This is a genomic window from Enterovirga sp. CN4-39, assembly GCF_049446235.1.
GTDB lineage: Bacteria > Pseudomonadota > Alphaproteobacteria > Rhizobiales > Beijerinckiaceae > Enterovirga.
Genome location: NZ_JBMSEF010000001.1, coordinates 489,316 through 511,941, shown reverse-complemented (window position 1 = coordinate 511,941; position 22,626 = coordinate 489,316). Strand labels below are relative to the sequence as shown.

The window sequence follows — 22,626 nt, the reverse complement described above, 5'->3', positions numbered from 1 at the left end:
GCGCGTCCAGCCTCGCCGAGGTCGAACAGCCGGGTTGAGGGCCGACTACTTCGCCAGGCCCACCTTCTTCATCACGGTGCCCATGTTCTGGTCGCTCGTCTCCCAGAACTTGCCGAAATCCGGGCCTGCGGCGAAGCGTACGCCGAAGCCGCGGCTGCCCATGAAGTCGTTGTATTCCTTGCTCTTGTAGATCTTGTCGAGCACCGTGATCAGCCGGGTCGTGACCTCCTGCGGCAGCCCTTTCGGGGCGACCATGCCGCGCCAGGCGCCGGTCGCCCAGGTGCTGCCCGTCTCCTCCTTCAGGGTCGGGATGTTGGGGAAGATCGCGTTCTTCCCCTCGTCCATGATCGCAAGGCCGCGCACGCGGTTCGCGTCGATCAGCGAACGCGCCTCCGGGATGGAGCAGGGGACGACCGAGACGCCGCCGGCGACGAGGTCCTGCAGGCCCGGGGCCGCGCCGTTGCTCGGCACCCACGGCACCGAGGCCGGATCGATCGACAGGCTGTCGAGCATGCCCGCGATGGCGAGGTGCCAGATCCCGCCCTGGCCGGTGCCGGAGGCCTTGTGCTTGCCCGGGTTCTTCTTGATGTCGTCGAGGAGCTCCTTGACCGACTTGAAGGGCGAGTCCTGGCGGACATGGACGCCGGCCGGGTCGAGATTCATCAGCGCCAGCGGCGTGAAGTTCTGGTGGGTCAGGTTGGTGAGGCCCTGCCAGTGCAGCATGGCGATCTCGACCGTGGCGAGGCCAATCGTGTAGCCGTCGGGCGCGGCCGTCGCGATCGCCGTATGGCCGACGACGCCGTTGCCGCCCGTCCTGTTCACCACGTTGACGGGCTGGCCGAGTTCCTTCTCCAGGAGCGAGCCGATGATGCGGGCCGTCGCATCCGTCCCGCCGCCTGCCGCCCAGGGCACCACCAGGGTGATCGGCCGCTCCGGCCAGGCGGCCCAGGCCGGGCCTCCACCGATCAGCGGCAGGCCCGCGCCCCCGAGCGCGGCCGCGGACAGCCCCTTCAACACCTGACGGCGCAACATCGACGTTTCTCCCTTGGTCTTTGCCTTAGATTTTGGCCGACCCTTATCAATCCTTGTTCGTTTGTCACCCCCGCCCTTTGGCCAGAAGTAGAAGGCCGGTCGGGCGGCGACAGATGTTGTGATCGTCCGGAACGACAGCTAGCCTTGGCCCCCGCAACAGGACGAAGCGCCAAGACAATGCGCCGCCAGATCCGCGTCAGCTTCCGACAAACCGGTATTCGCCACGCGCGCGGCCTCGGCTGGCGCGCCACTTGCGAAACGGCTGCGGCGCCTGCGGGCGGATACTGGTCCTGACCGCCACACGTATAACGGGAGCTGTCGATGAACGAGCAGGAGCTTCGGGATCTGATCGCCGAGGTGGCGGACGGCAAGCTGTCCCGGCGGAACTTCGTGCGACAGATGGTCGGCCTCGGGCTCACCGCGCCGCTGGCCGGCATGATGCTCGCCCATTCCGGCGTCGCCTACGCGAACGCCACGCTGCCCTACAAGCCGGAGAAGGCCGGCGGCGGCGGCCTGCTCAAGATCCTGCTCTGGCAGGCGCCGACCCTGCTCAATCCGCATTTCGCCAGCGGCACCAAGGACCAGATCGCCTCGCGCATCTTCTTCGAGCCGCTCGCCGGCTGGGACAAGGAGGGCAACCTCATCCCGCAGCTGGCCGCGGAAGTGCCGTCCAAGGCGAATGGCGGCCTCTCGGCGGACGGCAAGGAGGTGACCTGGAAGCTGAAGCGGAACGTGAAGTGGCACGACGGCAAGCCCTTCACGGCCGACGACGTCGTCTTCACGGCCGAATACGCGGCGGACCCGGCAACCGCCGCCTACACGACCGGCGCGTACAGCAACATCAAGGTGGAGAAGATCGACGACCACACGGTCAAGATCACCTTCAAGGAGCCGACGCCGTTCTGGGCCGACGCGTTCGTCGGTGTGACCGGCCAGATCCTGCCCAAGCATCATTTCGGCGAGTACAAGGGGGCGAAGTCGCGCGAGGCGCCGGCGAACCTGAAGCCGGTCGGCACCGGGCCCTACAAGTTCGTGGACTTCAAGCCGGGCGACATCCTGACCGGCGAGCGCAATCCCGACTACCACATCCCGAACCAGCCCTTCTTCGACAGGCTGGAGGTGAAGGGCGGGGGCGACGCCGTCTCGGCGGCCCGCGCCATCCTGCAGACGGGCGAGTTCGACTATGCCTGGAACCTCCAGGTCGAGGACGATGTCCTCAAGCGGATGGAGAGCGGCGGCCGCGGCAGGGTCAGCACCGTGGTCTCGGGCGACATCGAGTTCATCATCCTGAACACCACCGACCCCTGGACCGATGTCGACGGCGAGCGCTCGAGCATCAAGACGAAGCACCCGACGCTGTCGGACCCGAAGGTCCGCGAGGCCATGAACCTCCTGATCGACCGGGACTCGATCCAGAAGTTCATCTACGGGCGCGGCGGCACCGCGACGGCCAGCTTCGTCAACGAACCGAAGCAGTTCAAGTCGCAGAAACTGAAATACGAGTTCAATATCGAGAAGGCCAACAAGATCCTGGACGAGGCCGGCTACAAGCGCGGCTCGGACGGCATCCGCGAGAAGGACGGGAAGAAGCTCAAATACGTCTTCCAGACCTCCATCAACGCCCCGCGCCAGAAGACGCAGGCGATCATCAAGCAGGCCTGCCAGCGGGCGGGTATCGACCTCGAGCTGAAGTCGGTGACCGCGTCGGTGTTCTTCTCGTCCGACGTCGCCAATCCGGACACCTATACGAAGCTTTATTGCGACATGGAGATGTACACGACGACCCAGCCGCAGCCTGATCCGGAGCGGTTCCTCAACCAGTTCGTCTCCTGGGAGATCGCGAACAAGGAGAACAAGTGGCTCGGCCGCAACGTCTCCCGCTACTCTGATCCGGCGGCGGACGAGGCCTACAAGGCCGCCCAGAAGGAGCTCGACCCGGTGAAGCGGGCGGCCCTCCTGATCAAGGTGAACGACATCTTCTGCGAGGCGAACGTGATCCTGCCGCTCCTCTCGCGGACGCGTGTCGCGGCGGGGGCGAACAACCTCATGTTCGACCATTCGGGCTGGGACGTGGACACCTGGAACATCGCCGCCTGGTACCGAACCTGAGCGCGCCGGACCGCGCGGCCGCACGGCCGCGCGGCGCCGAACCTTCCCGTATCTGCGTCCCCGGATAGCGAGAGCCGATGGCAACCTACCTGCTACGCCGGTTCCTGATCGCGATTCCGAGCCTCCTCGGCATCAGCCTGGTGCTGTTCACGGTGCTCGCGCTGGCGCCGGGCGACCCCTTCGAGGAGCTCGCCACCAACCCGAACGTGCCGCCGGAGGTCCGGGCCGCGCTCCGCGCCAAGTTCGGCATCGATGACCCGGTGATGGTGCGCTACCTGCGCTGGCTCACGGCTATGGCGCAGGGCGACTGGGGCTTCTCCTTCGCGAGCCGGATCGACGTCGACACGCTGATCCTGCAGCGGGTGCCCGTGACCCTCTTCGTGATCGGCTCCTCGCAGATCCTGGCGCTCGCGATCGCGCTGCCGATCGGCATCTACGCGGCGATGCGGCCCTATTCGCTCTTCGACCAGATCGCGAACACGCTGGCCTTCGTGGGCTTCTCGCTCCCGACCTTCTTCACCGGCCTCCTCTTCATCCTGCTCTTCTCGATCCACCTCGACTGGCTGCCCTTCGTCTACAGGTCCGACATCTCGGCAGAGGGGTGGCGCTGGTACTGGGAGCATTTCCGGCAGGCCATCATGCCGATCATGGTGCTCGGCTTCTTCCAGGCCGCCTCCTACACGCGCTACGTCCGCTCCTCCGTGCTCGACGTCGCCCGGCTGGATTATGTGACGACCGCCCGTGCGAAGGGGCTCGACGAGACGACGGTCACGGTCCGGCACGTCTCGCGCAACGCGCTCATCCCGGTCGTGACCCTGGTCGCGCTACAGATGCCGGCCGTGTTCGGCGGCGCCATCGTGACGGAGCAGATCTTCCGCGTCCCGGGGATCGGCTCGCTCCTCATCAGCGCGATGCTCGCCAACGACACCCCCGTCGTGATGGCCGTGACCTTCGTGTTCGCCTGCCTCGTCGTCCTGTTCAATCTCATCGCGGACCTCCTGTATGGCTGGCTCGACCCTCGCATCTCGTTCGGGTGAGCCCGCGCGGGCGGCCGCGCCCGCGAGCGCTGCCGAGCCGGCCGTTCCGCCTGGACGCGAGACGTGGCGGCGCTTCCGCCGGCACAAGCTCGCGATGGCGAGTTCCGCCGTCCTCGCCGTGCTGGTTGCGGGCGTGCTGGTCGGCCCGCTGATCTGGCGCGTCCCGATCGACGAGATCGACTTCTCGGCGCGGCTGGCGACGCCCTCGGCCGCGCACCCCTTCGGCACGGACGACCTCGGGCAGGATCTCCTCGCGCGCATGATGTATGGCGGCCGGATCTCGCTGGCGGTCGGCTTCGCCGCCATGGTGGTGGCGACCGTGGTCGGGACGGTGATCGGCGCGGTGGCCGGCATGTCGCGGCGCTATCTCGATCCGATCCTGATGTGGATCACGGACCTGTTCCTGTCCCTGCCGCAGCTGCCGCTGCTGCTCCTCGTCATCTATCTCTTCCGGGACAAGCTGAAGGCGGTCTTCGGGGTCGAGGGCGGCGTCTTCGTCATGATCGTCGTCGTGATCGGGGGCTTGCGCTGGATGCCCGTGGCCCGCCTGGTGCGGGCGCAGTTCCTGTCCCTGCGCGAAAAGGAATTCGTCGAGGCGGTTCGCGCGATGGGGGCCAGCAAGTGGCGCCAGGTGGTCCGCCACATCCTGCCGAACGCGCTCGGGCCGGTGATCGTGGCCGGCACCATCGAGGTCTCGGCGGCGATCATCGCGGAATCGACGCTCTCGTTCCTCGGCCTCGGCTTCCCCCCGGACATCCCGACCTGGGGCCGGCTCCTCTTCGACGCCAAGGACCATCTCGACGTCGCCCCGCACTGGGCGCTGTTCCCGGGAGCGGCGATCTTCCTGACGGTGCTCTCGATCAACTTCATCGGCGACGGGCTGCGCGACGCCCTCGATCCGCGGCGGGTGATCTGATGGGCGGCGAAGCTGGCGAACTCTTCTCCCCGCAGGCGGGGAGAAGTCGAGTCGCGCGGCAGCGCGACCGGATGAGGGGCGGGCCGCGGCGGGAATGCCCCTCACCCGGGCGCCCGCTTGCGCGGGCTGCTCGACCTCTCCCCGCGAGCGGGGAGAGGGGAGCGCGGCCATGACCCCCATCCTCTCCGTCCGGGATCTCACGACGGCCTTCCGCGTCGAGGGGGCGTGGCGCGAGGTCGTCCGCAAGGTCTCCTTCTCTATCGGACCGAAGGAAACGGTCGCGCTCGTGGGCGAGTCCGGTTCGGGCAAGAGCGTCACCGCGCTTTCGCTGATGCGCCTGACGCCCCGGGATGCGAGCCGGATCAGCGGGAGCGTCATGCTCGGCGGCCGCGACCTCCTGAAGCTGCCCGAACGCGAGATGCGCGAGGTGCGCGGCGACGAGATCGCGATGATCTTCCAGGAGCCGATGACGAGCCTGAACCCGGTTCTGACCATCGGCTTCCAGATCGCCGAGGCGCTGATCCTCCATCGTGGGATCTCACGCGCGGAGGCGGAGGCCGAGACGATCCGGCTCCTGGACAAGGTGCGCATTCCGGCCGCGCGCTCCCGCATCCACGAGTACCCGCACCGCTTCTCCGGCGGGATGCGCCAGCGCGTGATGATCGCGATGGCGCTGGCCTGCCGGCCGAAGCTGCTGATCGCCGACGAGCCGACGACAGCGCTGGATGTGACGATCCAGGCGCAGATCCTCGAACTGATCAAGCTGCTGCAGGAAGAGGAGGGCATGTCCGTCCTCTTCATCACGCACGACATGGGCGTCGTGGCGGAGATCGCCGACCGCACGGTCGTCATGTATGGCGGCCAGGCGGTGGAGACCGGGGCGACGGACGACATCTTCAAGCGTCCGCAGCATCCCTATACGCGCGTGCTTCTGTCCGCCGTGCCCCGGCTCGGCTCGATGGCCGCGCATGCCCATCCGCTGCCATTCCCGAAGATCGACAGGGCCACCGGCCTGCCCGAGCCGCAGCCGGAGATTCCGGACACGGTCGCGCGTGCCGAGACGCCGGTGCTACAGGTGAAGGACCTGACCACGCGCTTCGAGATCCGGGGCGGGCTCCTGGGCCGGGCGCGCGGGCGCGTGCATGCGGTGGAGAAGGTGTCCTTCGATCTCCGCCAGGGCGAGACGCTGGCGCTCGTCGGCGAGTCCGGCTGCGGCAAGTCCACGACCGGCCGCTCCGTCATGCGCCTCGTCGAGCCGCTGTCCGGCTCCGTCCTCCTCGACGGCGAGGACATCATGAAGCTCGGCGAGCGCGAGCTACGCGAGCGCCGCAAGCGCATGCAGATGATCTTCCAGGATCCGTTCGCGAGCCTCGATCCCCGGATGACGATCGGCTCGGCGATCGCGGAGCCGCTCCTGATCAATCGCCTCGCCAGCCGATCGGAGGCGCGGGACCGTGCGGCCGATCTCCTGCGCCAGGTCGGCCTGTCGCCCGACATGGCGAGCCGCTTCCCGCACGAATTCTCGGGCGGGCAGCGGCAGCGGATCTGCATCGCGCGTGCGCTGGCCGTCAGGCCGAGCCTGATCGTGGCCGACGAATCCGTTTCCGCGCTCGACGTTTCCGTGAAGGCGCAGGTGGTGAACCTGATGCTGGAGCTTCAGGCGAGCATGAAGCTCGCCTATCTCTTCATCTCCCACGACATGGCCGTCGTCGAGCGGGTGAGCCACCGCGTGGCCGTGATGTATCTCGGCGAGATCGTCGAGATCGGGCCTCGGGCGGAGATCTTCGGGAACCCTCAGCACCCCTACACGAAGCGCCTGATCGACGCGGTGCCGGTTCCGGACCCCGCCCGGCGGCACGAGAAGCATCGCGTGTCGAACGAAGAGCTCAAGAGCCCGATCCGGCCGGTCGACTACGTCCCGCCCGAGCGGCTCTACCGGGAGGTCTCGCCCGGCCACATGGTGCAGGTCTCGGAAGCGCCGCCGAAATCCATGCCGGTTGCCGCCTGATCGAAGGCCGAAGCCTCCGCTCCCATCCGGCGGCCGCCGCTCGCCCATCTGAAATCAACCTGTCATACGGCTGCGGAAGACCTTCGGACGGCAAGTCGGGGCGGCACCCGACGGCCGCGAGGACGTTGGACGGAATGCTCGATCAGAACCACACCCTCGAGGAGCCGGCGACCAGGCGCCTCAAGCTGGATCTCGCCGGCTCGCGAGCGGGCGGGATGTCCGCCATCGAGCTCGGGGATTCCCGCCGGCCCTACGACGTCGTCTTTCTTCACGCGAACGGGTTCAACGCGCTGACCTACCGGAGCATTCTCCTGCCGCTGTCCCGGAGCCTGCGCATCCTGGCCCTCGACCAGCGCGGGCATGGACAGACGACGCTGCCGGCCAACCCCGCGCGGCGCAGGAGCTGGGATGATCTCGCGGGCGATCTCGTCGCCGTCCTCGACCGGCTCGACCAGCCGGTCACGCTGGCCGGCCATTCGATGGGCGGAACGGCCTCGGCCCTCGCGGCGGTACGCCGGCCCCACAAGGTGCGGCGGCTGGTCCTGCTCGACCCCGTGATCATGCCCTGGCCGGTCTCGCTGGCCCTGCGCCTCGGGTTTCCGGCGCGCCGGCTGACGGGATTGCGAAACCTGTCCGAGGGGGCGCTGCGCCGGAAGAGCTCGTTCCAGTCGCGCGAAGCCGCGCTCCTCGCCTATTCCGGCCGGGGCGCCTTCAGGACGTGGAGACCGGAGCAACTGGCCGACTATGTCGCCGGGGCGTTCAGGGACCGGCCGGACGGATCGGTCGAGCTCGCCTGCGCGCCGGCCTGGGAAGCCTCGAACTTCCTCAGCCACGCCCACGACATCTGGGGCGCGCTCAAACGGCTGCGCTGCCCCGTCGCGATCCTTCGCGCCGACAAGGGCAGCACCTGCGCGCTGCGGAAGCCGCTTTCCCCAAGGATGAGCGTGGAAACGCTGCCGGGCACGACGCATTTCCTGCCCATGGAGGAGCCGGAGCGCGTCCGGAGCCTGATTCTCGGTCAGTGAGGGGAGGGCGGCGCCGCTGCCGCTTTCGCCGGCTCCGCGATCAGCGCGTAGGCGCTCGAGACGTGGACGGCAGGCGCCTCGCTCCCTGCCGCCCGGATGAAGACTTCGCCGAACGCCATCGTGCGTCCCAGCCTCAGGATGCGGCCTTCCGCGATCACGTCGGCGCCCGCGATCGGGCGCATGAAGTTGCTGCTCTGGCTGACGGTCGTCATCGGCCGGAATTCCCCGATGGCGCTCGATACGACGAAGACCATCGTCGTGTCTGCGAGGGCCATGAGCGCCTGGCCGCAGACGGTGCCGCCGATGCGGGTCAGCCTCTCGTCGAACGGCATTCGGACGCTGACGCGCCCCGCATCGATCGTTTCGAACGAGAGACGCAGATCGCGAACCCAGGGCGCGATGAGCTCTCCCAAAAGGCGTTCGGCTTCCGACCTGTCGAGGCTCAAGCGTTTTCTCCTGCTGACGTCCCGGATCAAAGCACAGGAAGGTTGCCAGCCATTCACCAGGCCGCGGGGTTCGCCGGGGCGATGACCAGGGTGTCGCCGCAGGGAGGCTCGCGCGTCATCACGGCGCTGGCGACACCCCATACGCGCGGGACGCCGCGCCCCTCCGCCACGACCGGACCTCCGGAATCGCCGACGCATACACGCGATCCGATCGCCCGGGCGATGGTCAGGCCGCTGCGGGTGATCGCAATCGGCTCGAGAAGCGTCGTCCTGAGGATGCCTGCGCCGCGACCGCCCGACAGTCCGGCCCCGGCGAGGCGGAGGCGGCTCGGCACCCGGTCCGGGCGACGCTCCACCATGATCGGCCGGCGCCCGCGGACGGGAGCCTCCAGCCGGAGGATCGCGGTATCGAGCGACAGCTCCGCCAGACTCGCCGCGTATTCTCTGGGAACGTCATCCTCCTGGAGCGCGTAGCGCGCGACCTGGGCCACCCTGACGGGCCGGCCCGTCGGGCGGGAGCCGGAGAAGAACCGAACGGCAGCGGCGAGCGCATTTCCGCGAACGCAATGCGCCGCCGTGAGGACGTATTCGGGCGAGATCAGCACACCGGAGCATCGGTTGAGGCTCACCGATTCTCCGCCTGCGACGACGCTCCCGATGGTCACGGTCGCGGCCGCGAGCGGGTCGTTCGCCCGAGCCAGTCGTCCTCCCTCGATCGCCTGTGCAGGCGCAACCGACAGCAACAACCAGAGGCTCGAAATCCATCCAACATAGCTCTTCAGGCGCTGCATGATCGGCATCTGTCGTTTGTACACATGGCTCCGAAGTTATGACGCCGGCGGGATCGCGCAAGCGCGTGCTTTGCGCGTCCGCGAATTGATCCCGATTCGAAATTCCCTCCCAGTGCGCGCCATCCTATGTTGATTTGCTCCGACTTCTTTCCGATCGATACAGGACCAAAACGCCCCTGCTTACTCATTCGCAAGGATGATCCGTGCTCTTTCGTATATCACGCCTTGACGGAACTACTTTATTCAAGCACATGCGGCCTAATTTTTCACGAGGACGCCATGGCCCAGGAAGAACATAACGCGCAGAGCGAAATCACCGAGCTCACCGTCGGTGTCGTTTCGGCCTTCGTTGCGAACAACGCGGTTGCGATGTCAGACCTGCCGCGGGTGATCGCCTCGGTTCACGAGGCGCTTTCCGCTCTCGGCAAGCCGAAGACAGAAGTCGCGCCGGAGCGCCCCGTCCCGCCCGTGCCGATCAGGAAATCGATCACTCCCGACTACTTGATCAGCCTGGAGGACGGGCGTCAGTACAAGTCGCTGAAACGGCACCTCAGCGGCCGTGGATTGACCCCCGAGCAGTATCGGACGAAGTGGGGCCTGCCGGCCGACTACCCGATGGTCGCGCCGAGCTACGCGCGGCAGCGCTCCGAACTCGCGAAAGCGCTGGGGCTTGGCCGCTCGCGGGCAAAGCCTATCCCGCCGCCGAAGCGCGGGGGACGCCGCCGCGCGGCTTGATTGCGGAGCGGTGCGCCCGGCTGCCGGGCGCATCACTGTCTTCTCTGGTCTTGCGGGAGGTTCGGCGAAGTTGCGCCGGCCTCTTCGGTGCGGGTGCCGGCTGAGCGTACGACCTCACCAGCCGGCGGCTCGGAATTAACGCCGCATTAACCATCGCGGGCGAGCTTACCCAAAGGTTAACGGGGTGACTCGCACGGCATGATTACGGTCTCGGAAGATGAACTGCCGGCTCGCGGGCTCGATCGGGTGATCGGCCTGCGGCAAGTGCTGGCGCGCGCGGGCCGAGACAATTCACGGATGGTGGCCGCCACGATCGGCTGCCACCTGCAGGCGCTCTCCATCGAGCTGCCGAAAAAGCCGGCCCTCGCCGACGCCACGGATGCGGTCCGGGACGCCAGCCTCGGCTTCCTGACCTCCCTGCACGGACGTGGCGACATCGCGACGGCCCGACTGGCCGTGCTCACAAGCGTGGATCACCTCGAGGCGTGCCTCACCGCCTGATCGTCTTGCGATCTACTTTTCACGAAGCGCCGCCAGCAGCACTCACACGGAAAATCGGTAGTTTTCCACAACCCTGCGTTTGACTCGCGATCGACTCGCTTCCTGCGACTCAGTGAAGCTGATCACGCAGCAACAGGGGAAGTACTGCGATGGCAAAGAAACCCGCCGTGGCCGCGAAAGCACCGGCCGCGGCCGCATCGAAAGCTGAAGCAACCAAGAAGGCTGCCCCCGCGAAGAAGGCGGCAGCCGCACCGGCCCCGGCTGCGCCGGCAAAAAAGCCGGCCGCCAAGAAGAAGTAAGTTCAGTTGCTCAGCCCGGGGCTGGTATGCGGCCCGGCCCCGGCGCTTTCCTCAGCGTGCCGCCCCCACGCTCCCTGACGACGACATCAGCAAGGAAGACGTCGCAAGTCTATGCGACGGCCATGGGCGAGCCTGCACGCTCGCCTTGGGGGGATGTGAGGGGATCGAGCGTGATCGAGCCGATCAGCCGATCGTACTCAGCCTCCGGCAGCCCATACGAGCCGCGCGCCGCGGCCTGAAGCTTCGACCTGTCGAGGATCCGGATATTGCCGCGCCGCGCGCGGATCATGTGCTCGCCCTCGAGCACGTGCAGCGACACCGTGATCCCAGGCCGCCTGACCCCGAGCATCAGCGACAGGAATTCGTGCGTGAGCGGAAGGTCGTCTCCGTCTGCGCGATCATGTGCCATCAGCAGCCAGCGCGCGAGCCTCGTCTCGACCGTGTGGCGGGCATTGACGCGGCTGGTCTCGGCCACCTGCGTCATGAAAACCTGGGAATAGAGCAGGACAGCACGGTGCAGCGCCGGACTGGCATGGCAGGCCTGGAGGAAGGCCTCGCCGCTCATGCGGTAGGCTGACCCCGATCGCTGCACGAAGGTCCGAAAGGGCACTTCCGCGCACCCGAGCGCGAGAAAGAGTCCCGACATACCTTCGCGGCCGATCATGGCAACCTCGGCCTGTTCGCGATCACCCGCATTGGCCAGCACGGACAGAAGTCCCGTCTCGACGAAATGCACATGGGTGATCTTACTGAACGGCTCGACCAGAACATCGTCGTGCCGCAAAAAGACATGCTCAAGCAGCGGCTGAAGATACAGCTGATCTCGCGCTGGCAGCGCGGAAAGTAGTTGGTTCCGGATCTGAAATTCAGACATCTCGCCGCCCCGACGATCCCTCTGATCGTACCCTATAGGCGCTTTGTCCTGGCAACCTTCACTTTTGTTAGGCGAAATCGGCCGAGTTACGTTGTCGCGCGGGTATCGCAGGATCGAGAGGTGAAAGCTTGCGGGATGCGGAGCCGCATGTGACACGGCGGCAGGAGACAAGACATGCCGCTGGACACCGCTTCCGGAACATTCGCTATCGCAGCGACCCCTTTCCTGCCCGACGGGTCGGTGGACTTCGCGTCCATCGATCGACTGACCTCTTTCTACGAGGAGGTCGGCTGCACGGGCGTCACCGTGCTGGGCATCATGGGCGAGGCGCCCAAGCTCGACGGGGCCGAGGCACTGGAAGTCGCGACCCGATTCATCCGCGCCTCCGGTTCGATGCAGGTCGTGGTCGGGGTGTCGGCACCCGGCTTCGCCTCGATGCGCGGCCTCGCGCGGAGCGTCATGGATGCGGGAGCGGCGGGCGTGATGATCGCGCCACCCCCTGCGCTGCGGACCGACGACCAGATCGTCACCTATTTCCGTCAGGCCTCCGAGGCCATCGGCTCCGACATCCCCTGGGTGCTGCAGGATTATCCGCTCACGCTGAGCGTGGTCATGACGCCGCAGGTCATACGCCGGATCTTCGTCGAGAACCCCTCCTGCCTGATGCTGAAACACGAGGATTGGCCGGGCCTCGAGAAGATCACCGCGCTCCGCGCCTTCCAGGCCGATGGATCGCTGCGCCCGATCTCGATCCTGACCGGCAACGGCGCCCTGTTCCTCGATTTCGAGATGGAGCGTGGCGCCGACGGCGCGATGACGGGCTACGCCTTCCCTGAACTGTTGGTCGATGTCGTCCGCCTGCAGCAGGAGGGCAGGCGGGACGAAGCACACGATCTCTTCGACGCTCATCTGCCACTCATCAGATACGAGCAGCAGCCGGGCATCGGCTTGGCGGTCCGCAAGTATGTCCTCGCGCGGCGGGGCATCCTGACCTCGGATGCACAGCGCAAGCCAGGTTCGGCCCTGTCGGAGCGGGCAAAGGCCGAAGTCGATTACCTCCTCAGCCGCGTTGCGCGGTTCGACAAGCGGGCGGATCTCTCGGCGCGCGTGTCCTGACGACTTGGAACTGCGCTGCTTCTCCCTGGTTCATCCTCCGTCCGAGACGGAGGGAAAGATGACACGCGCGATCGCGGGGGCTCTGCTCGCCAGCCTGGTGCTGTGCGGTGGTGCCTCGGCCCAGGGAGGCAGCGCATCCTCTGGAACCTCCCGCCAATCGGAAAGCGGGAAGGTGGCGCAGAGCCGCGACCGTTCGATCTTCGTGGCACGGCGCTGCTCGGGCGTCGCATGCCTGCGGAGCGTTCCGTCTCTCGGCGTCGGCTTCTGAGCATCCAGCGTCCCCGCCTTAACGATACCCGTCCTGCAAACCGGCCCTGCATTCCGACCTTGGGAACGCTAACCGCCCCAAGTGTTTGTTCAGGAAAGCTCGTGCCAAGCTTGGCCGCGTCTCAGGCCGGGAGAACATGCAGGCGCAACCCGAAGGCTCTCCGGTACCCAGCCCGATCCTCAGGCCCGGCCGCAACTGCTGGCGGGTGACCGAGGCGGACAGGGCGGCCGTGCTCGTCGATGCTGCGGCCTATTTCGCCCGGCTGGAGGAGGCCCTGTCGCGCGCGGAGCGCTCCGTCATCATCGTCGGGTGGGACTTCGATGGCCGGATCCGCCTCAGGCCCGACAAGGGCGGGGAAGCGCCCGCCCTCGGCGCCTTCCTGCGGCAACTGGTAGAGGCAAGGCCCGAGCTCGAGATCCGGATCCTGGTCTGGAGCATTGCGGTCCTGCACGCGCCGGGATCCCCGGTGGAACTCCTCGTCGGCGCGGAGTGGCAGAAGCATCCGAGGATCAAGATCCGGCTGGATAGGGAGCACCCCGTCTACGCGGCGCATCATCAAAAGATCGTCATTGTCGATGACCGCGTCGCCTTCGTGGGCGGGATGGACCTCACTGTCCGGCGCTGGGACACGCCCGAACACGATCCGCATTCCACGATCCGGCTCGATCCGGAGGGAAAACCCTACGCTCCCGTCCACGACGTCCAGATGGTGGTGGATGGCGAGGCCGCCCGGGCGGTGGCGGAGGTGGCGCGGGCACGGTGGCGCTATGCGGCCGGGGAGGCGCTTCCTCCGCTCGACGTGGAGCACGATCCCTGGCCGGCCACTCTGGCGCCGGACTTCTCGCATTGCTGTGTCGGCATTTCCCGGACGGCGCCTGGCTGGGGCGAGGCTCCCGCCTGGGCCGAGGGCGCGGTCCTCACGGTGGACGTGCTGAAGGCCGCCAGACGCTGCATCTACATCGAGGCACAGTACCTCACCGCCGACTTCCTGGGCGATATCCTGGAGGAGCAGCTTCAGCGCCCGGTCGGGCCGGAACTGGCGGTCGTGCTGACGCGCCAGTCCCACGGCTTGGCCGAGCGGCTGATCATGGGGCATAACCGCGATCACCTCCTTCGCCGGCTGAAGAAGGCGGACAGGTATGATCGCCTGAGGGTCTATTACCCTGTCGTTCCCGACCGGAAGGGCGACGACTGCGAGGTACTGGTGCACGCGAAGGTGGCGATCGTCGACAACGACCTGCTGCGCGTCGGCTCGTCGAACCTCAACAACCGCTCGATTGCGCTCGACACCGAGTGCGACCTCGCGATCGAAGCGCGGACGGATCGCACGCGCGAGAGGATCGCGTTGATCCGCGACACGCTGCTCGGCGAGCATCTGGGCGTCGCCCCCGCCGAGGTGCGGGATGCCGTCCGGCAGGAGGGCTCGCTCGTCCGGGCTATCGACCGGCTGAATACCGGCGCCCGCGGACTGCGTCCCTTCACGATCGACGGACGGAAGGCTCCGGCCCGGCAGGTGCTCGGGACGGCCCTATTCGACCCGAAGCGCCCCTTCCGGCTCATGCGCCCCCTGATGCGCCTCCTTTCGTCCGTTCGGGCGCCGGCGGTTCGGCGCGGCGCCTGAGCGCCGGAAGGCCAGTTCCGCTCCGAGGAAGGTCAGGAGCCCGATTGCGAGCGGCAGGAGGAAATAGATCACCCGGAAGGCGATCAGCGGGCCGATGAGGCTCGCCCCCGGCAGGAGGTACATGACGGCCGTCTCGATGACCCCGAGCCCGCCCGGAACATGCGTGAGCAGCGTCATCACGTTGCCGGTCACGTAGGCCGTGGCGACATCGAGATACCGGGCCTCCGACGCGGCCGAGACAACCGAGGCCAGGCATGCCGCCACGAGGGCGAAGTTGACGGTCCCGACCAGCATCTGCGCTGCGGCGAGCCGGAGCGGCGGCATCTCGATCGTCACGTTCCTGATCCGAAGCGGGCGGCGCAGTCTCGCGGCGAGCACGAGGTAGAGAATCGCGAGCGCCGCGCCAGCGATGCCGATCGCCCGCACGAGTCCCGGCGAGAGGCCCGCGAAGCCCGCCGGCAGGTCCGGCCGCAGCAGCAGCGCGGCGGAGCCGAGAACGAGGAGCCCAAGTCCAACGGTCGCGCCGCAGAAGACGACGAGCTTGCCGACCTCCAGCGCGCTCAGGCCCCAGCGCGAGTAGTACCGGTAGCGGAAGGCTCCGCTGCTCACGCCCGCAAAGCCGATCGAGTGACCGAGCGACAAGCTGACGAAAGAGGCGAGGGCCGTGCGCGGATAGGATAGGGGCTTGCCGACATAGCGAAGGCCCAACCAGTCGAACCCTGTCAGGCAGAGGTAGCTCGCGGCCGCGAAGAGCGCCGCGATCCCCAGATCGCCCCGAGGGATGCTGCCGATGGAGGCGGTTATCTCGTCGAGCGTGTATCGGCTCAGCGCCCGGTGGAGCAGGTAGGCGGCAAGCGCCAAGCCGAGGGCTGCGAGCCCATAGCTCACCCACCGCTTCGAGACGCGTGCGGCGCCTTTGGTTGATCCGGAGGTCAATGGAGGCTGCCCGCGGCGGCGGCTCGGCCGGACGTGACCTGGAACTCGACGAGCAGCGGCAGGTGATCGGAGGCGACCCGGGAGAGCGGCGTCCGGATCGTATCGGCCCGGAGCACGTCGATGCAGCCGTTCACGAAAACATGGTCGAGGCGCAGGAAAGGAAGCCGGCTGGGGAAGGTCGGGCGCGGGCGCCCGGCGGCGAGGGCATGCGCGTCCCGCAGCCGGCGGGCGATCCTGCGATAGGCCCGGGAGGAGGGGACGGCATTCAGGTCCCCGACCACCATGAGGGGGGAGGAGGGCGTCGCGCTGCCGATCCAGTCCGGGCCAAGCAGCGCCTCCACCTGGACCAGACGCTCGTGGCCGCGCAATCCGAGATGCGTGTTCACGATCTCGCAATGGCGGCCGCCGACCTGCGCGGAGATCCAGAGCGCCCCGCGCGGCTCCAGCCGGGCGATCGGCCCCGGCGCCGGAAGCGCATCCGCCTTCACCAGCCGCGAAGGCCGGGTGGTCATCACCGCATCTCCGTACAGCTCGTCGAAAACCCGCAAGGCAGGATGGAAATGGAGTTCCATTCCGAGCGCCTTGGCCACGGCATCCGCCTGGTCGACGCCGCCGGTCCGGGCTCGCCCGACATCGAGTTCCTGGAGGGCCACGATATGGGGATCGCAGGAGGCGATCACCTCGGCGATGCGGGTCGGTTCCACCCGCCCATCCGTGCCGAGGCATCGTCGGACATTGTAGGTCAGAACCCGATACAACCGCCTGCGCTGCTCCTGCCCGGGCCAACATACGTGCCCGCCCAGCCACAACCGGCGCCGGAGCGTGACGTTCCTTTCGGGGCTACTCCGCCCGCCACGTTCGCGACAAGAAACCGAACCATCGTCCAGCCGTTGCCTCGTTGCGGTGATCGACCCGTGGAGGATGAATGGCCTGGCCCTGGATCTCTGCCGAGAAGGCCGCCCGTCTGCGGGAGGAGCGCAAGGCGCGATACATCGAGATCGTCCGCAGCTCCTACGAGCAGTCCCGCAGCTCCCTCGGACCGCAACGCCTGAAGGAGCGCGGATGGGACCCCCATCCGGCCCAGGACCGGCCCCGCCCACGTGCCGACGCGGAGGTGATCGCGGAGGACAGGTGACCGACAGAGAGCTCCGGCTTTGGGCCGAGCGCGTGGTCGAGCTCTATGCCAGCCGGGCAAAGATGACGCTCCTGGAGCAAGGCGAGTTGGAGCGCGAGCTGGCGTCCCGCTTCAAGCAGGCGCTCCTCGCCGGGAAGCCGCTCGGCGACTGGGTCGAGGTCACGAATACCGGCCTGGACGATTGGGAGCGCGCCCACCCGCAGCGCGGCACGCGCGTCGGCGGGTTCTCCGAAGGCGGCCGGCAGGTCTTCGAGCGGCGGCGGCCCTGAGGCCAACGCGGAGCGGGCAGGATATTCCGCGGGTTTGCCGGGGAGGGGACAGGCGCTTAGATAGAGCCGGAGCCGCGAAGGCTCGGACCTGATCTATGGCCGTCGTTCTCGATCTTCTTGCGCGCGATCAACGCCCCCGTCATCCCGAAAAGGCGAAGCGCCCGGACAGCCCGGTCCAGAGGAAACCCGACTGGATTCGCGTGAAGGCGCCGGGCTCGGCCAAGTGGGCCGAGACCAACCGCATCGTGCGCGAGAACAAGCTCGTCACGGTCTGCGAAGAGGCGGGCTGCCCCAATATCGGCGAGTGCTGGGAGAAGAAGCACGCCACCTTCATGATCATGGGCGACACGTGCACGCGGGCCTGCGCCTTCTGCAATGTGCGCACGGGTCTGCCGGAGGCGCTGGATGCCGAGGAGCCGGCAAAGGTCGCGGACGCGGTCGCCAAGCTCGGCTTGAGCCATGTGGTGATCACGTCGGTCGACCGGGACGACCTGCCCGACGGTGGCGCGGCACATTTCGCCGAGGTGATCCGTTGCATCCGGGAGCGCTCGCCCGCGACCACGATCGAGATCCTGACGCCCGACTTCCTGCGCAAGCCGGGGGCGCTGGAGGTCGTGGTCCAGGCGAAGCCCGACGTCTTCAACCACAATCTCGAGACCGTTCCCTCGAAGTACCTCACCGTCCGGCCGGGCGCCCGCTACTTCCACTCCATCCGGCTGCTGCAGCGCGTGAAGGAGCTGGATCCCGACATCTTCACGAAGTCCGGCATCATGGTCGGGCTGGGCGAGGAGCGGAACGAGGTGCTCCAGCTGATGGACGACCTGCGCTCGGCGGAGGTCGATTTCCTGACGATCGGCCAGTACCTGCAGCCTACCCGCAAGCACCATCCGGTGATCCGGTTCGTGCCGCCCGATGAGTTCAAGGCCTTCGAGACGAGCGCCTATTCGAAAGGCTTCCACCTCGTCTCGGCGACCCCGCTGACGCGCTCCTCGCACCATGCCGGCGAGGATTTCCAGCGCCTGCGCGAGGCGCGACGCCGCGCCGCCGCGACGGCCTGACCCGGAACAGGGGCGGACGACGCGGCCCCGTCCTGGACTTCATCGCCCCGCCAGACCAGATATCGGCAATGCCCTCCTTTCGCACGACCCGGCGCGTTCAGCACAAGGCCGAGGAGATGTTCGACCTCGTCGCCGACGTCGAGCGCTATCCGGAATTCCTGCCCCTTTGCACCGGGCTGCGCGTGATCCGGCGTGTGAAGGACGAGCAGGGGCGCGACGTGCTGGTTGCCGAGATGAGCGTCGGCTACCGCTCGATCGCCGAGCGGTTCACGACGAAGGTCGTGCTCGACCGCAAGGCGCACGACATCCACGTCTCCTACATCAACGGGCCGTTCCGGTACCTGGAGAACCACTGGGAGTTCCGCCCGGCCGAGAACGGCGGCTCCGCCGTCAATTTTTCCATCGACTACGAATTCAGGTCGATGGCGCTCGGATTGCTGATGGGCGCGATGTTCGACCGCGCGTTCCGGCGCTTCACGGACGCCTTCGAGACCCGTGCGGCCGACGTATACGGCCGCCCATCCGCGGATCCGGCACAGGGCTGACGCCCGGGATCTAGCCCGCGGCCGCCTCTTCCAGCAGGCGGAGCGCATCGCCGACGGCCGCCGCGCGCACCGCCGCGCGCCCGAGATCGCCGTAGCGGCGCTCCAGATGCCGGACGGTTCCGTCCCGCGTCGCAAGGCCGAAATGCACGAGGCCCACGGGCTTGGTCGCCGTCGCTCCACCGGGCCCGGCGATGCCCGTGATCGAAACCGCGATGTCGACGCCTGAGCGGGCGAGGGCCCCCGCCGCCATCGCGCGGGCGACCTCCTCGCTGACGGCGCCCTTTGCCGAGATCAGGGCGGGATCGACGCCGAGCATCGAGGCCTTGGCCTCGTTCGAGTAGGTCACATAGCCGCATTCCACGACATCGGACGAGCCCGCGATCTCGGTCAGCAGACCGGCCACGAGCCCGCCCGTGCAGGACTCGGCTGTCGCGAGCCGCCAGCCCTTCGACCGGCAGGCCGCGAGCAGCGCTTCCGCCCGCTCGAGCATGGCCGGGGAGGCGTTCACGGCCGCTCCGGCATGCGCACGCTCGCAGCGGCCTGCGCGGCGAGGCCTTCCTCGCGGCCGGTGAAGCCCATTTTCTCCGTCGTCGTCGCCTTGATGGACACGTTCTCGACCGGGATGCCGACGATCGCCGCGATCCGCTCCCGCATGGCGTCGCGATGAGCCCCGATCCGCGGGCGCTCGCAGAGCACCGTCACGTCGAGGTGGTCGATCTTGCCCCCGCGCTCGCGCACTTCCTTGGCGGCGTGCTCGAGGAAGAGGTCGGACGAGGCGCCCTTCCACTGCGGATCGCTCGGCGGAAAATGCGTGCCGATATCGCCGCAGGCGATCGTCCCCAGCAGGGCGTCCGTCAGCGCGTGAAGCACCACGTCCCCATCCGAATGGGCCAGCACGCCCTTGCTGTGCGGGATCTTCAGACCGCCAAGCCAGATATGGTCGCCCTCCGTGAAGGTGTGGACGTCGAACCCGGTACCGACCCGCGTGATCATGTTCTCTCCCCGGCCGGCGAGACGCCGCTCGGCTTCCTCGAAATCGGGCGGATTGGTCAGTTTGACGTTCCCGCCATCCCCATCGAACAGGTGCACGGTCGCACCCGCCCATTCCATCAGCTGGCCATCATCCGTGAAGGCGTCCCGCCCCTCGGCTGAAGCCCGGGCATGCGCCTCCAGGAGGGAGGCCAGGTGGAAGGCCTGGGGCGTCTGCACGCTCCGCAACGGCGTGCGGTCGAGCGTCTCCGCGACCGCGCCGCTCTGCTCGATCCGCTTCACCGTGTCCGTCACGGGCAGCCCGGGCAGCGCAGCTCCGTACCGGCGGCCGGCTTCGATCGCCCGATCGATGAGGCTGGGCTTCACGAAAGGCCGCGCCGCGTCGTGCACGAGGCAGACAGCCTCGCCGGCTCCGGCGAGGCCCGCGACCGCACGATGGACCGAAATCTGGCGCGTCGCGCCGCCATAGACCGGCTCGAGGAGTTTCGTGCGGCTGGAGGAGGCGAGCTCGCGCACCGAGGCGTCGTAAAGCTCCCGGTCGTCCGGATGGATTGCGCAGAGGATCCGGGTCACTCCCGGATGATCGGCGAACGCCTCCAACGTCCGTGCGAGGACGGTCCGGCCCGCCAGCCTGCGGTATTGCTTGGGCAGGCCTTCGCCGGCCCGGCTGCCGCGGCCGGCCGCCACGACAATCGCGATCGTCTCCATTCACCTCGTCCTGAAGCGGGGCGACCTGATAGGCCGTCAGAGCCGCGCTGCAAAGATGACCATTGCGCTGCCCGTCAGATTGGTTATTCGTCAGGCAGCATGCGATCTGAACACTTTTTAGGCAACGGGCCGTCGATCGGCGCTGTTCCGATGTCTGGGCTGGCCGTCCTGGCGCCGATGTCCGGCATCAGCGATGTCGCGTTCAGGCGCATCGCCGCCCGGTTCGGGGCAGGGCTGGTCGTTACCGAGATGGTGGCCGCCAGCGCCTATGTCGCAAAGGCAGACGAAGCCCGGCTGCGGTCCGAGGGCCGGGGCATTCGCCCGCATGTGGTGCAATTGGTTGGGCGAAATCCAGCTTCGATGGGCGAGGCGGCCCGCCTTGCCGAGGCGAGCGGCGCGGACATCGTCGACATCAATTTCGGCTGTCCCGCCAAGAAGGTGACGGGCGGGCTCTGCGGCTCCGCCCTCATGCGTGAGCCCGACCTGGCCCTGCGCATCGTCGAGGCGGTGGTCTCGGCAGTGTCCGTTCCCGTGACGGTGAAGATGCGTCTGGGGTGGGACGACCAGAGCCGCAACGCCGTCGCTCTGGCGGCAAGCGCCGTGGATGCCGGCGCGCGGGGGATCATGGTCCACGGCCGGACCCGGCAGCAATTCTATTCGGGGACGGCGGATTGGGATGCGATCGCCGAGGTCGCGCGGGCGGTCCCGGTGCCGGTGATCGCCAATGGCGACGTGGCCTGCGCGGCGAGCGCTCGCGCCTGCCTCGAACGGTCGGGCGCGGCCGCCGTGATGATCGGGCGCGCGGCGGTCGGGCAGCCCTGGCTGGTCGGGGAGGTCGCAGCCGCGCTCGCCGGACGAACCTATTTCGCACCGACCCTGGCCGAGCGGACGGGCGCGGCCGTGGAGCATTACGAGGCCATGCTCTCCCTCTACGGCGTCGAGATGGGATTGCGGCATGCACGAAAGCATCTGGCGGCCTATTCGGACCGGGCGTCAGAGGCGGGCTACGGACTTTCCGGCGAGGACCGCCGCGTCCTCGTGACCACGACGGATCCGGCTCGTGTCACGGCGCTACTCCGACGCATCTACGAGGCACCCGTGAGGCTGGCGGCATGAGCGCGGTTTCGAGCGAGCTCATCGTCAATGCCCTGCCGCTGCCCCTGCTGACGATCGGCGCCGACGACGAGATCCTCGACGCCAATCATGCGGCCGAGACGTTCTTCGAGCTGTCGATCCGCGTGCTCCGCCGGCAGAAGCTGGAGGACATCGTCCCTTTCGGGTCGCCGATCATCACGCTGATCGAGGAGGTGCGGCGGCGCGATGCGGGCGTCAGCGAGCACCGCGTGGAACTCGCCAATCCGCGGTCCAACGTCGAGCGGACAGTGGACGTCTTCGCAACGCCGCTGGGCGGCGACGGTGCGGTCGTGCTCATGTTCCAGGAGCGCACCATCGCCGACAAGATGGACCGGCAGCTCACGCATCGCGGCGCGGCGCGCTCGCTGACGGCGCTCGGCTCCATGCTCGCGCACGAGATCAAGAACCCGCTCTCCGGCATCCGGGGCGCGGCGCAGCTCCTCGAGCAATCGGTCGACGACAATGACCGCATGCTGACCCGCCTCATCTGCGACGAGGCCGATCGCATCGTGAAGCTCGTCGAGAGGATGGAGCTCTTCGGCGATGAGCGCCCGGTCGAGCGGGGCGCCGTCAACGTGCACGGCGTGCTCGACCACGTCCGGCGGCTCGCCCAGTCGGGCTTCGCGCGCCATATCCGCTTCGTCGAGGCCTACGATCCCTCGCTGCCGCCGGTCCACGGCAACCGCGACCAGCTGGTGCAGGTGATCCTGAACCTCGTGAAGAACGCCGCCGAGGCGATCGGCCTGGATGCGGTGGATGGGGAGATCGTCCTCTCGACGGCATTCCGCGCCGGCGTGAGGCTCCAGGTGCCCGGCGCGCGCGGACGCGTTGCGCTGCCGATCGAAGTCGGGGTGAGCGACAACGGCCCCGGCGTCTCCGCCGACCTGCTCCCGCACCTGTTCGACCCCTTCGTTACGACGAAAGCCCAGGGAAGTGGCCTGGGCCTTGCCTTGGTTGCCAAAATCGTGGGCGCGCATGGCGGTGTCGTCGAGTGCGATCCCGCCCCGCGGCGGACGACCTTCCGGGTCCTCCTGCCCATCTACAGCGCCCGAGACGGGCGCGGCTCATAGGTT

Annotated in this window: 25 protein-coding genes; 17 read left to right on the top strand and 8 right to left on the bottom strand. The window is 67.9% G+C overall.

Annotation, left to right across the window (positions count from 1 at the left end):
- Positions 1 to 45 precede the first annotated feature (45 nt).
- Complete coding sequence (locus tag ACO2SS_RS02540) at positions 46 to 1,032, bottom strand: tripartite tricarboxylate transporter substrate binding protein (protein ID WP_423275976.1); 987 nt, start codon at positions 1,030 to 1,032, stop codon at positions 46 to 48.
- A gap of 321 nt (positions 1,033 to 1,353) precedes the next feature.
- On the opposite strand from ACO2SS_RS02540, the gene ACO2SS_RS02535 reads away from it, so the two are divergent.
- The 5 genes from ACO2SS_RS02535 to ACO2SS_RS02515 all read left to right on the top strand — a co-directional run bounded on the left by ACO2SS_RS02535 (position 1,354) and on the right by ACO2SS_RS02515 (position 8,127).
- Entirely contained in the window at positions 1,354 to 3,141 is a 1,788-nt protein-coding gene (locus tag ACO2SS_RS02535) for a peptide ABC transporter substrate-binding protein (RefSeq protein ID WP_423275975.1), read from the top strand.
- Positions 3,142 to 3,218: 77 nt separating this feature from the next.
- Positions 3,219 to 4,178 (top strand): ABC transporter permease, encoded by a 960-nt coding sequence (locus tag ACO2SS_RS02530; RefSeq protein WP_423275974.1) that lies wholly within the window; start codon positions 3,219 to 3,221, stop codon positions 4,176 to 4,178.
- Positions 4,144 to 5,094: an ABC transporter permease gene (locus tag ACO2SS_RS02525; RefSeq protein WP_423275973.1), complete on the top strand. Its 951-nt coding sequence runs from the start codon at positions 4,144 to 4,146 to the stop codon at positions 5,092 to 5,094. The genes ACO2SS_RS02530 and ACO2SS_RS02525 overlap by 35 nt, the downstream gene beginning before the upstream one ends.
- Before the next feature lie 169 nt (positions 5,095 to 5,263).
- The gene (locus ACO2SS_RS02520) at positions 5,264 to 7,102 is read left to right on the top strand and encodes an ABC transporter ATP-binding protein (RefSeq protein ID WP_423275972.1); all 1,839 of its coding nucleotides are present in this window, start codon (positions 5,264 to 5,266) and stop codon (positions 7,100 to 7,102) included.
- 134 nt (positions 7,103 to 7,236) lie between these two features.
- Complete coding sequence (locus ACO2SS_RS02515) at positions 7,237 to 8,127, top strand: alpha/beta fold hydrolase (protein WP_423275971.1); 891 nt, start codon at positions 7,237 to 7,239, stop codon at positions 8,125 to 8,127.
- Here ACO2SS_RS02515 and ACO2SS_RS02510 read toward each other — a convergent pair.
- Complete coding sequence (locus tag ACO2SS_RS02510) at positions 8,121 to 8,573, bottom strand: PaaI family thioesterase (protein ID WP_423275970.1); 453 nt, start codon at positions 8,571 to 8,573, stop codon at positions 8,121 to 8,123. The two genes, ACO2SS_RS02515 and ACO2SS_RS02510, sit on opposite strands and share 7 nt — an antisense overlap.
- 53 nt (positions 8,574 to 8,626) lie before the next feature.
- Complete coding sequence (locus ACO2SS_RS02505; protein ID WP_423275969.1) at positions 8,627 to 9,388, bottom strand: trypsin-like serine protease; 762 nt, start codon at positions 9,386 to 9,388, stop codon at positions 8,627 to 8,629.
- A 255-nt stretch (positions 9,389 to 9,643) separates the two neighbouring features.
- On the opposite strand from ACO2SS_RS02505, the gene ACO2SS_RS02500 reads away from it, so the two are divergent.
- The 3 genes from ACO2SS_RS02500 to ACO2SS_RS02490 all read left to right on the top strand — a co-directional run bounded on the left by ACO2SS_RS02500 (position 9,644) and on the right by ACO2SS_RS02490 (position 10,899).
- A complete protein-coding gene (locus ACO2SS_RS02500; protein ID WP_423275968.1) occupies positions 9,644 to 10,099 on the top strand; it encodes a MucR family transcriptional regulator in 456 nt (151 codons plus the stop codon).
- Positions 10,100 to 10,297: 198 nt separating this feature from the next.
- The gene (locus ACO2SS_RS02495; protein ID WP_423275967.1) at positions 10,298 to 10,600 is read left to right on the top strand and encodes a hypothetical protein; all 303 of its coding nucleotides are present in this window, start codon (positions 10,298 to 10,300) and stop codon (positions 10,598 to 10,600) included.
- A gap of 149 nt (positions 10,601 to 10,749) precedes the next feature.
- Complete coding sequence (locus ACO2SS_RS02490) at positions 10,750 to 10,899, top strand: hypothetical protein (protein WP_423275966.1); 150 nt, start codon at positions 10,750 to 10,752, stop codon at positions 10,897 to 10,899.
- A gap of 109 nt (positions 10,900 to 11,008) precedes the next feature.
- Here the strand turns inward: ACO2SS_RS02490 and ACO2SS_RS02485 are convergent, their stop codons facing one another.
- Positions 11,009 to 11,635: a Crp/Fnr family transcriptional regulator gene (locus tag ACO2SS_RS02485; RefSeq protein WP_423275965.1), complete on the bottom strand. Its 627-nt coding sequence runs from the start codon at positions 11,633 to 11,635 to the stop codon at positions 11,009 to 11,011.
- Positions 11,636 to 11,947: 312 nt separating this feature from the next.
- On the opposite strand from ACO2SS_RS02485, the gene ACO2SS_RS02480 reads away from it, so the two are divergent.
- The 3 genes from ACO2SS_RS02480 to ACO2SS_RS02470 all read left to right on the top strand — a co-directional run bounded on the left by ACO2SS_RS02480 (position 11,948) and on the right by ACO2SS_RS02470 (position 14,778).
- A complete protein-coding gene (locus tag ACO2SS_RS02480; RefSeq protein WP_423275964.1) occupies positions 11,948 to 12,889 on the top strand; it encodes a dihydrodipicolinate synthase family protein in 942 nt (313 codons plus the stop codon).
- A 58-nt stretch (positions 12,890 to 12,947) separates the two neighbouring features.
- On the top strand, positions 12,948 to 13,157 hold the full coding sequence (locus tag ACO2SS_RS02475; RefSeq protein ID WP_423275963.1) for a hypothetical protein: 210 nt from the start codon (positions 12,948 to 12,950) through the stop codon (positions 13,155 to 13,157).
- Between the two features lie 136 nt (positions 13,158 to 13,293).
- A complete protein-coding gene (locus tag ACO2SS_RS02470; RefSeq protein WP_423275962.1) occupies positions 13,294 to 14,778 on the top strand; it encodes a phospholipase D-like domain-containing protein in 1,485 nt (494 codons plus the stop codon).
- Here the strand turns inward: ACO2SS_RS02470 and ACO2SS_RS02465 are convergent.
- Both ACO2SS_RS02465 and ACO2SS_RS02460 read right to left on the bottom strand, forming a co-directional pair.
- The gene (locus ACO2SS_RS02465) at positions 14,686 to 15,666 is read right to left on the bottom strand and encodes a lysylphosphatidylglycerol synthase domain-containing protein (RefSeq protein ID WP_423275961.1); all 981 of its coding nucleotides are present in this window, start codon (positions 15,664 to 15,666) and stop codon (positions 14,686 to 14,688) included. The two genes, ACO2SS_RS02470 and ACO2SS_RS02465, sit on opposite strands and share 93 nt — an antisense overlap.
- A 44-nt stretch (positions 15,667 to 15,710) precedes the next feature.
- On the bottom strand, positions 15,711 to 16,472 hold the full coding sequence (locus ACO2SS_RS02460; protein ID WP_423275960.1) for an endonuclease/exonuclease/phosphatase family protein: 762 nt from the start codon (positions 16,470 to 16,472) through the stop codon (positions 15,711 to 15,713).
- Positions 16,473 to 16,639: 167 nt separating this feature from the next.
- On the opposite strand from ACO2SS_RS02460, the gene ACO2SS_RS02455 reads away from it, so the two are divergent.
- The 4 genes from ACO2SS_RS02455 (at position 16,640) to ACO2SS_RS02440 (ending at position 18,721) form a co-directional block, all read left to right on the top strand.
- Positions 16,640 to 16,849, top strand: a complete 210-nt coding sequence (locus ACO2SS_RS02455) for a hypothetical protein (protein ID WP_423275959.1) — start codon at positions 16,640 to 16,642, stop codon at positions 16,847 to 16,849.
- Positions 16,846 to 17,118 carry a hypothetical protein gene (locus ACO2SS_RS02450; RefSeq protein ID WP_423275958.1) on the top strand — a complete coding sequence of 91 codons (273 nt, stop codon included), beginning with the start codon at positions 16,846 to 16,848 and terminating at the stop codon, positions 17,116 to 17,118. The genes ACO2SS_RS02455 and ACO2SS_RS02450 overlap by 4 nt, the downstream gene beginning before the upstream one ends.
- A gap of 95 nt (positions 17,119 to 17,213) precedes the next feature.
- The gene (gene lipA, locus ACO2SS_RS02445; protein ID WP_423275957.1) at positions 17,214 to 18,176 is read left to right on the top strand and encodes a lipoyl synthase; all 963 of its coding nucleotides are present in this window, start codon (positions 17,214 to 17,216) and stop codon (positions 18,174 to 18,176) included.
- Between the two features lie 68 nt (positions 18,177 to 18,244).
- Positions 18,245 to 18,721: a type II toxin-antitoxin system RatA family toxin gene (locus tag ACO2SS_RS02440; protein ID WP_423275956.1), complete on the top strand. Its 477-nt coding sequence runs from the start codon at positions 18,245 to 18,247 to the stop codon at positions 18,719 to 18,721.
- A gap of 10 nt (positions 18,722 to 18,731) precedes the next feature.
- On the opposite strand, the gene ACO2SS_RS02435 is transcribed toward ACO2SS_RS02440, so the two are convergent.
- Together ACO2SS_RS02435 and ACO2SS_RS02430 are read right to left on the bottom strand one after the other, a co-directional pair.
- A complete protein-coding gene (locus tag ACO2SS_RS02435; protein ID WP_423276228.1) occupies positions 18,732 to 19,211 on the bottom strand; it encodes a CinA family protein in 480 nt (159 codons plus the stop codon).
- A gap of 14 nt (positions 19,212 to 19,225) precedes the next feature.
- Entirely contained in the window at positions 19,226 to 20,419 is a 1,194-nt protein-coding gene (locus tag ACO2SS_RS02430) for a bifunctional 2-C-methyl-D-erythritol 4-phosphate cytidylyltransferase/2-C-methyl-D-erythritol 2,4-cyclodiphosphate synthase (RefSeq protein WP_423275955.1), read from the bottom strand.
- 99 nt (positions 20,420 to 20,518) lie between these two features.
- Between ACO2SS_RS02430 and dusB the strand changes: the two genes are divergently transcribed.
- Together dusB and ACO2SS_RS02420 are read left to right on the top strand one after the other, a co-directional pair.
- Entirely contained in the window at positions 20,519 to 21,535 is a 1,017-nt protein-coding gene (gene dusB / locus ACO2SS_RS02425) for a tRNA dihydrouridine synthase DusB (protein WP_423275954.1), read from the top strand.
- Positions 21,532 to 22,623 (top strand): two-component system sensor histidine kinase NtrB, encoded by a 1,092-nt coding sequence (locus ACO2SS_RS02420; RefSeq protein WP_423275953.1) that lies wholly within the window; start codon positions 21,532 to 21,534, stop codon positions 22,621 to 22,623. Before dusB ends, ACO2SS_RS02420 begins: the two co-directional genes overlap by 4 nt.
- Positions 22,624 to 22,626 lie beyond the last annotated feature (3 nt).